Raw genomic sequence first — 8,427 nt, 5'->3', positions numbered from 1 at the left:
GGGCTGGCCGTCGCGGGGCGTGATGCCCTGCGAGCGCAGCTGTTGGTTCTGCTCGTTGATCTGGATCGGGTCCACGCGACGCTGCGGCGCGCCCGGCAGCGTGATCGACGGACCGGCGACCGATTGCGCGGCAGCGGAGGGCGGGCACAGCAGCTGGCAGATCGGCACGTTGTCGGCGGTCGAGGAGCATCGCGCGACGGCGGTTCCCTGGACACAGGTGCAGCTGCACAGGGCGAGCGCCGGGACGGGCGCGATCGTGATGGCAAGCGCGAGGATGACGGTTCGCATGTCGCTGGTCCTGGGTGGCGCCGCCGGAGCCTAGAGCATCATTTCGCCCGAGGCGCCATCATCCGCCATCCGCGCGGCCGACGGGGATCGGAGCCCGAGGATCGCACGGACCGACGCGGCGCCGGCATCTCGTGGAGCGATCCGCGACGCCGGTCGCCGAGGCGCTTCCGAGGATCGAACGCCTGCTGGGTCCGACGACCCGCCCCGAGCCGTCGTGACGATTGGTGGGCGGTGACGGGCTCGAACCGCCGACCCTCTCCGTGTAAAGGAGACGCTCTACCAACTGAGCTAACCGCCCGCGCCCGCGTGGTACGGCATGCCGCGGCACCGAGGCAAGGCCGAGGCGCGCGGCGCCCCCCTACGCGCCGGCCAGGAGCTGCGCCAAGGCCGGGGACAGGCCGGCGCTGTCGATCGCCGGGCGGTCGGGCGGCGTGGGGCCGGGTCGGGCCGCGGCGGCGAGGACCGCGCGGGTGCCGGCCTCCACCGAGCACAGGACCCGTACCGGAACCGCGGGCTGGATGCGCTCGGCGAGGCCCGCCAGGCCGGCGCCGCCGAGGATCACCGTGTTGGCCCCGTCCTCGTCGGCGCAGGCGCGGCAGGCGGCGATCAGGTCGGCCAGGGCCGCGTCCGGGTCGCGGTGGATCTCGCCGCCGGTGGCGTTCGTCGTGCGGAGGCCGGCGAGCCGGTCCGACAGGCCGAGGAGCGCGACGAACTCGCTCAGCATCGGCCGCCACGCCGTCCCCCCGGTGACGATGGCGAAGCGCCCGGCCGAGGCCGCCTCGCGGCAGGCGGCCTCGGCCATGCCGACGACCGGGACGGGGGCGATCTCGCGCAGCGCCAGCAGGCCGGGATCGCCGAAGCAGGCGAGGTAGACCGCATCGCATCCGGCCCCGTGCTCGGCGAAGGCGTCGAGCGCGGCGTGGCCGGCGATCGCCGCGGCGCTCCGGCTGGCGATGTAGCGGGCCCCGAAGCGGCCTGTCGCCGGCACGATCGTGGCGGCGGCCCCCGCGATCCGGCGGACATGCGCGGCGACGCGTTCGGTCACGGCCTCGGTGGTGTTGGGATTGATCACCAGGATGCGCATGGGCGGCCTTTCGCGGGGGACCATGCAAGCGAAAGGCCCCGGAGCGGTGCTCCGGGGCCTCGTCGTTCATGCTCGGGCGGTCAGTGGGCGACGAAGGCGGCGCCGTCCTCGGCCGTCTTCTTGACCGGGATCACTTCCTCCCAGGCGATCGCCTCGGGCTGGCGCACCAGGGCGTGCTTGAGGACCTGATCCATCATCGCGACGGGGATGATCTCCATCCCGTTCTTCACGCTGTCGGGCACCTCGGCGATGTCCTTGGCGTTCTCCTCGGGGATCAGCACCGTCTTGATGCCGCCGCGGAGCGCGGCGAGCAGCTTCTCCTTCAAGCCGCCGATCGGCAGCACCCGCCCGCGGAGCGTGACCTCGCCGGTCATGGCGATGTCGCGGCGCACCGGGATGCCGGTGAAGGTCGAGACGATCGCGGTCGCCATGGCGATGCCGGCCGAGGGCCCGTCCTTCGGGGTCGCCCCCTCCGGCACGTGGACGTGGATGTCCCGACGCTCGAACAGCGGCGGCTCGATGCCGAAGTCGAGCGCCCGCGAGCGGACGTAGCTCGCCGCCGCCGAGATCGACTCCTTCATCACGTCCTTCAGGTTGCCCGTGACCGTCATCTTGCCCTTGCCCGGCATCATGACGCCCTCGATCGTCAGCAGCTCGCCGCCGACCTCGGTCCAGGCCAGCCCGGTGACCACGCCGACCTGGTCGTCGGCATCGATCTCGCCGTAGCGGAACTTCGGCGGGCCGAGGAAGACCTGCAGGCGCTCGACGTCGATCTCGACGCTCTTCACCTTGGTGATGAGGATCTCCTTCACCGCCTTGCGGATCAGGTTCGACAGCTCGCGCTCGAGGTTGCGCACGCCCGCCTCCCGCGTGTAGCGGCGGACGAGCATCAGCAGGGCCTCGTCGTCGATCGACCATTCCTTGCTGTCCAGGCCGTGCTTCTTCAGCGCGTTCTGGATCAGGTGCTTGCGCGCGATCTCGACCTTCTCCTCCTCGGTGTACCCGGCGATGCGGATCACCTCCATGCGGTCCATCAGGGGCCCAGGGATGTTGAGGGTGTTGGCGGTCGTCACGAACATCACGTTCGACAGGTCGTAGTCGACCTCGAGGTAATGGTCGTTGAAGGTCGCGTTCTGCTCGGGGTCGAGAACCTCCAGCAGGGCGGCAGAGGGGTCACCGCGGAAATCCATGCCCATCTTGTCGATCTCGTCGAGCAGGATGAGTGGGTTCGAGGTCTTGGCCTTGCGCATCGACTGGACGATCTTGCCGGGCATCGAGCCGATGTAGGTCCGGCGGTGGCCGCGGATCTCGGCCTCGTCACGCACGCCGCCGAGCGACATCCGCACGAACTCGCGACCCGTCGCCTTGGCGATCGACTTGCCGAGCGAAGTCTTGCCGACGCCGGGGGGCCCGACGAGGCAGAGGATCGGCCCGGTGAGCTTGTTGGCCCGCTGCTGCACGGCGAGGTACTCGACGATCCGCTCCTTGACCTTCTCCAGGCCGAAATGGTCGCCGTCGAGCAGGACCTGGGCGCCGAGGAGATCCTTCTTGATCTTCGAGCGCTTGTTCCACGGGATGCCGAGCATCCAGTCGAGGTAGTTGCGCACCACCGTCGCCTCGGCCGACATCGGCGACATCTGGCGCAGCTTCTTCAGCTCGGCCGACGCCTTCTCGCGGGCTTCCTTGGTGAACTTGGTCTTCTCGATCTTGTCCTCGAGCTCGGCCAGCTCGTCGCGGCCGTCCTCGTCGCCGAGCTCCTTCTGGATCGCCTTCATCTGCTCGTTGAGGTAGTACTCGCGCTGGGTCTTCTCCATCTGCCGCTTGACGCGGGTACGGATGCGCTTCTCCACCTGCAGCACAGAGATCTCGCTCTCCATCAGCGACAGCACGCGCTCCAGGCGCGCGGCCACCGTCGGCGTCTCCAGGATCGCCTGCTTGTCGGCGATCTTGACGAGAAGGTGCGAGCCGATCGTGTCGGCGAGCTTCGAGGGCTCCTCGATCTGCGTGACCGCGGAGACGACCTCGGGCGAGATCTTCTTGTTGAGCTTGACGTAGTTCTCGAACTCCGAGAGCACCGAGCGCGCGAGCGCCTCGGCCTCGACCTTGTCGCCGAGCTCGTCGACCAGGGCCTCGGCCTCGGCCTCGTAATACTCGTCCGAGCGGGTGAAGCCGGTGATCTTGGCACGGCCGCCGCCCTCGACCAGCACCTTCACGGTGCCATCGGGCAGCTTCAGGAGCTGCAGCACGGAGGCGAGCGTCCCGATCGTGTAGATCGCGTCGGTGGCCGGGTCGTCGTCGCCGGCGTTGATCTGGGTGGCGAGCAGGATGTGGCGGTCGGTCTTGACCGCCTCCTCGAGCGCGCGGATGGACTTCTCGCGACCCACGAACAAGGGCACGATCATGTGCGGGAAGACGACGATGTCGCGCAACGGCAGGACGGCGTAGGAGCCGGTCGAGCCCGGAACGACCGGCTGGCGGGATTTCGATTGGGTCATCGTTGACTTCCTCATGAGGGACGCCGGGCGGTCGCTCCTCCGATTCGGAGCAAGCTTCCTGCCAGGGGCCGACCGGGCCGCGAGGGTCGGGATAGGTCTGCTGGAGACTTTGCGGCTGGTGGCGCGGTACCGCCCCTCAAGGGAGGCAGCGGCCACTGCGCTGAGCCTCAGGTGGTTTTCCAGGAGCCCCGTTTCAAGGTGCCCACCTGTCGCGGGCCGATCCGTGATCGGCCCGCTCCGTCAAGGACTTAGCGCATGTGCGCCGGCGCACGTCAGGCGCTGACGCTGGCCGGCGCTTCCTTGTTGCGGTCGCCGTGGATGAAGAGCGGGCGCGACTTGCCCTCGACCACCTCGGGGCCGATCACGACCTGCTCCACCGAGTCGAGGCCCGGCAGGTCGTACATCGTGTCGAGGAGGATCGTCTCCAGGATGGAGCGCAGGCCGCGGGCGCCGGTCTTGCGCTCGATCGCCTTGCGGGCGACGAGCGACAGCGCCTCGTCCTGGAACGTCAGGTCGACGTTCTCCATCTCGAACAGCCGCTGGTACTGCTTCACCAGGGCGTTCTTCGGCTCCTGGAGGATCTTCTTGAGGGCGTCCTCGTCGAGGTCCTCGAGCGTCGCCAGCACGGGAAGGCGGCCGACGAACTCGGGGATGAGGCCGAACTTCAGCAGGTCCTCGGGCTCGACCGAGCGGAACACCTCGCCGGTGCGCCGGTCGTCGGGGGCCTGCACGGTCGCGCCGAAGCCGATCGAGGTGCCCTTGCCGCGCGCCGAGATGATCCGCTCGAGCCCGGCGAAGGCGCCGCCGCAGATGAACAGGATGTTGGTCGTGTCGACCTGCAGGAACTCCTGCTGCGGGTGCTTGCGGCCGCCCTGCGGAGGCACGGAGGCGACGGTGCCTTCCATGATCTTCAGGAGCGCCTGCTGCACGCCCTCGCCCGAGACGTCGCGGGTGATCGAGGGGTTGTCGGACTTGCGCGAGATCTTGTCGATCTCGTCGATGTAGACGATGCCGCGCTGCGCCCGCTCGACGTTGTAGTCCGAGGCCTGGAGCAGCTTGAGGATGATGTTCTCGACGTCCTCGCCGACGTAGCCCGCCTCGGTCAGCGTGGTCGCGTCCGCCATGGTGAACGGCACGTCGAGGATGCGGGCCAGCGTCTGCGCGAGCAGCGTCTTGCCCGAGCCCGTCGGCCCGATCAGCATGATGTTGGACTTGGCCAGCTCGACGTCGTTGTGCTTGGTCGCGTGGGCGAGGCGCTTGTAGTGGTTGTGCACCGCGACCGAGAGGACCTTCTTCGCGAAGTCCTGGCCGATGACGTAGTCGTCGAGGACGCGCCGGATCTCCTTCGGCGTGGGCACGCCGTCGCGGCTCTTCACCAGGGAGGATTTCGACTCCTCGCGGATGATGTCCATGCACAGCTCGACGCACTCGTCGCAGATGAACACCGTCGGGCCCGCGATCAGCTTGCGGACCTCGTGCTGGCTCTTGCCGCAAAACGAGCAGTACAGCGTGCTCTTGGAGTCGGTGCCGCCAGTCTTGCTCATATCGGTCTCCGATTCGTGCGTGCGCTGCCAGCCGGGGGCACACGCGCATCGTTTACAAGTAAGGGAATCCGCTTAAAGAAAAAGTCACCTGCGCGTCTTTGCCTGGGGTCCCTCGCGAACCGGTCGCCGCGAACCCCGATGCAAACACGCGGCCGCGGCGGGATCAAGGCCGCGATCGCCACACCCCTCCCCCGGCGACGCCGCGGCCGCCGGGCGAGGGCATGCGGCCTCCTCAGGCGGAGGCCGGCTCGGGCCGCTTCTGGATGACCTCGTCGATCAGGCCGAACTCCTTGGCCGCATCGGCGGTCATGAAGTTGTCGCGCTCCAGCGCCTGGACGATCGAGTCGTAGTCGCGCCCGGTGTGCTTCACGTAGATCTCGTTGAGGCGCTTCTTCAGCGCCTCGATCTCGCGGGCGTGGATCAGGATGTCGGTGGCCTGGCCCTGGAACCCGCCGGACGGCTGGTGGACCATGATGCGGGCGTTGGGCAGAGCAAAGCGGTGGCCCGGCTCGCCGGCGGTGAGGAGCAGCGAGCCCATCGAGGCGGCCTGGCCGACGCAGAGCGTCGTCACCGGGCAGCGGATGAACTGCATCGTGTCGTAGATCGACAGGCCCGAGGTCACCACGCCGCCGGGCGAGTTGATGTAGAAGGAGATCTCCTTCTTCGGGTTCTCGGCCTCGAGGAACAGCAGCTGCGCGACGATCAGCGACGCGCCGTAATCCTCGACCGGTCCGGTGAGGAAGATGATCCGCTCGCGCAGCAGCCGCGAGTAGATGTCGAACGCCCGCTCGCCGCGGCTCGACTGCTCGACCACCATGGGCACGAGCGCGCTGTTATAATAGTCGACCGGATCTCTCATCATGGCCTTTTGGGCTCCAAGGGGCCCGGCCCTCCGCGAATCACGGAGAGGCCGGGCGCGTCAGCGAACGACGGCATTCCTTAACGCCGCCTAACCATATGCCCGCCGCCTCGAGACGAGCGCGGGCTCAGTCGGCCTTCGATTCAGCCGGCGCCGCCTCGGCGGACGTCGAGTCGGCCGACTTGGCGTCGGCCTTCCCGTCGCCGGCGTCGTCGGCTTCCTCGTCGGCGAAGAGCGTCTCCTTCGAGACGGGCTCCTCCACCAGCTTGACCTGGCCGAGGACGTGGTCGACGACCTTCTCCTCGAACAGCGGCGCCCGAAGCTCGGCGAGCGCCTGCGCATTCTTCCGGTAGAAATCCCAGACCTGCTGCTCCTGGCCCGGGAACTGCCGGACCCGGGCGATGAGGGCCTGGTTCACCTCTTCGTCGGAGACCTTGATATCGGCGCTCTCGCCGACCTGCGCAAGCACCAAGCCGAGGCGCACGCGACGCTCGGCGATCTTGCGGTACTCGGCAGTGGCCTTCTCCTCGGTGGTGTCCTCGTCCTCGAAGGTCTTGCCGCGGGCCTTCAGGTCCTGCTCGACCTGGGCCCAGACGCTGGCGAATTCCTGCGCGACGAGCGAGGGCGGCAGGTCGAAGGCGTAGCGGCCGTCGAGCGCGTCGAGGAGCTCCTTCTTGAGCTTGCGGCGCGAGGCCGCCTCGAAGTCGGTGCCGATCGCCTTGGCCACCGCCTCCTTGAGCGCGTCGAGGGAGTCGAGGCCCATGCCCTTGGCGAAGTCGTCGTCGATCTTGGCCTCGCCCGGGGCCTGGATCTTGGTGACGGTCACGTCGAACTCGGCGTCCTTGCCGGCGAGCTGCTCGGCGCCGTAGGCCTCCGGGAAGGTCGCCTTGACGAGGCGCTGCTCGCCGACCTTGGCGCCGACCAGCGCCTCCTCGAAGCCGGGGATGAAGGAGTTCGAGCCGAGCTCGAGATCGATGCCCTCGCCCTTGCCGCCCTCGAACTCGGTGCCGTCGATGCGGCCGACGAAGTCGATGGTGAGGCGGTCGCCGGTCTCGGCGGCCGCGCCGGCGTCGCGCTCGGTGAACGGGCGGCTCTGGCCGGCCATGCGCTCCAGCGCCTCGTTCACTTCGGTGTCCGAGGGGGTGGCGACCAGCTTGGTCAGGCTGACGTCGGAGAGGTCGGCGAGCTCGAAGCTCGGCAGCACCTCGAGGGCGACCTTGAACGAGAGGTCGGCCTTGGCGTCGAGCGCCTTCTCGACCACCGACTGGTCGGAGGGGAACTCGATCTGCGGCTCGAGGGCGAGCTTGAGGCCGTTGTCGGCGACGATCTTCTGGTTCGCCTCGTTGACGGCGTTCTGCACCACGTCGGCCATCACCGAGCGGCCGTAGACCTTGCGCAGGTGCGCCACCGGCACCTTGCCCGGCCGGAAGCCCTTGAGCTGGACCTTGTCCTTCATGCCCGACAGCTCGGTGTTCAGGCGATCCTCGAGCTCGCTCGCGGCGAGGGACACCTGAAACGTGCGCTTCAGCCCCTCGGAGTGTGTCTCGGTCACCTGCATCGTCGTCGCTCTCAAAGTCCGTGTGATCGTATGCGCGAGCATCCGGGTGCGGCCCTTGCTGAGGCCTGGCGGAGTCGCGGGTTCGGTACGGGGAAGCGGGACCGCGCGAGGCGAACGGCATCCGCTGGGCGGAGCCGGCCGCCCGCGTCCGCACAGGGATCGGCCGTTTCCGTTTCCGACGGCGGAGCTGGTGCGGGCGGAGGGGCTCGAACCCCCACGTCTTGCGACACTGGAACCTAAATCCAGCGCGTCTACCAGTTCCGCCACGCCCGCGAGCGCCGATGCCCGGCGCGTGTCCGGCCGCCGGAGGGCGGGTCTATAGCATGCGAGGCACAGGCCGCAGCAAAAAACTTGCGGGTCCGAAACGGTGGCGCCGCGCGGGGGCGGCGGCTACAAGCGGCGGCCCCGGAATCCGCCCCGGATTCCGCGCGCGCCCCGCCGCTCCGAGGTTCCATGCCGACAGCCCGATCCGCGCCGCCGACCGAATCTCGACACGGCGCGTCGCGTCGGGCGCTCTTCCTGGGAAGCGCCGCGTTCCTCCTGCTCCCGCGGGCCGGCCGGGCCCAGGGCAAGCCCGCGGCGCCTGCGCCGGGGGCGCC

General features: G+C 69.0%; 5 protein-coding genes, 2 tRNA genes and 1 pseudogene. All 8 read right to left on the bottom strand.

Annotated elements, in window-relative coordinates:
* Positions 1 to 288 (bottom strand): annotated as a pseudogene (locus tag FV223_RS14000) (hypothetical protein); the annotation flags it as partial.
* Between the two features lie 222 nt (positions 289 to 510).
* Positions 511 to 586, bottom strand: a tRNA-Val gene (locus tag FV223_RS13995).
* A gap of 60 nt (positions 587 to 646) precedes the next feature.
* Positions 647 to 1,372 carry an aspartate/glutamate racemase family protein gene (locus tag FV223_RS13990; RefSeq protein WP_147727617.1) on the bottom strand — a complete coding sequence of 242 codons (726 nt, stop codon included), beginning with the start codon at positions 1,370 to 1,372 and terminating at the stop codon, positions 647 to 649.
* A gap of 80 nt (positions 1,373 to 1,452) precedes the next feature.
* The gene (gene lon / locus FV223_RS13985) at positions 1,453 to 3,867 is read right to left on the bottom strand and encodes an endopeptidase La (RefSeq protein WP_147727616.1); all 2,415 of its coding nucleotides are present in this window, start codon (positions 3,865 to 3,867) and stop codon (positions 1,453 to 1,455) included.
* Between the two features lie 272 nt (positions 3,868 to 4,139).
* Entirely contained in the window at positions 4,140 to 5,411 is a 1,272-nt protein-coding gene (clpX, locus tag FV223_RS13980) for an ATP-dependent Clp protease ATP-binding subunit ClpX (RefSeq protein ID WP_147727615.1), read from the bottom strand.
* Positions 5,412 to 5,643: 232 nt separating this feature from the next.
* Positions 5,644 to 6,270 carry an ATP-dependent Clp protease proteolytic subunit gene (locus FV223_RS13975; RefSeq protein WP_147727618.1) on the bottom strand — a complete coding sequence of 209 codons (627 nt, stop codon included), beginning with the start codon at positions 6,268 to 6,270 and terminating at the stop codon, positions 5,644 to 5,646.
* A gap of 127 nt (positions 6,271 to 6,397) precedes the next feature.
* Positions 6,398 to 7,828, bottom strand: a complete 1,431-nt coding sequence (tig, locus tag FV223_RS13970; protein ID WP_147727614.1) for a trigger factor — start codon at positions 7,826 to 7,828, stop codon at positions 6,398 to 6,400.
* 188 nt (positions 7,829 to 8,016) lie between these two features.
* Positions 8,017 to 8,101, bottom strand: a tRNA-Leu gene (locus FV223_RS13965).
* Between the last annotated feature and the right edge of the window lie 326 nt (positions 8,102 to 8,427).

This window comes from Methylobacterium sp. WL116 (assembly GCF_008039455.1).
GTDB lineage: Bacteria > Pseudomonadota > Alphaproteobacteria > Rhizobiales > Beijerinckiaceae > Methylobacterium.
Note: the sequence above shows the minus strand (reverse complement) of the source record. Positions and strands in the feature narration are given on the sequence as shown.

What these genes read in the sequence shown, in the direction of transcription:
- FV223_RS13990 (WP_147727617.1), bottom strand. Translation starts at nt 1,372, where the DNA reads ATGCGCATCCTGGTGATCAATCCCAACACCACCGAGGCCGTGACCGAA.
- lon (WP_147727616.1), bottom strand. Translation starts at nt 3,867, where the DNA reads ATGACCCAATCGAAATCCCGCCAGCCGGTCGTTCCGGGCTCGACCGGC.
- clpX (WP_147727615.1), bottom strand. Translation starts at nt 5,411, where the DNA reads ATGAGCAAGACTGGCGGCACCGACTCCAAGAGCACGCTGTACTGCTCG.
- FV223_RS13975 (WP_147727618.1), bottom strand. Translation starts at nt 6,270, where the DNA reads ATGAGAGATCCGGTCGACTATTATAACAGCGCGCTCGTGCCCATGGTG.
- tig (WP_147727614.1), bottom strand. Translation starts at nt 7,828, where the DNA reads ATGCAGGTGACCGAGACACACTCCGAGGGGCTGAAGCGCACGTTTCAG.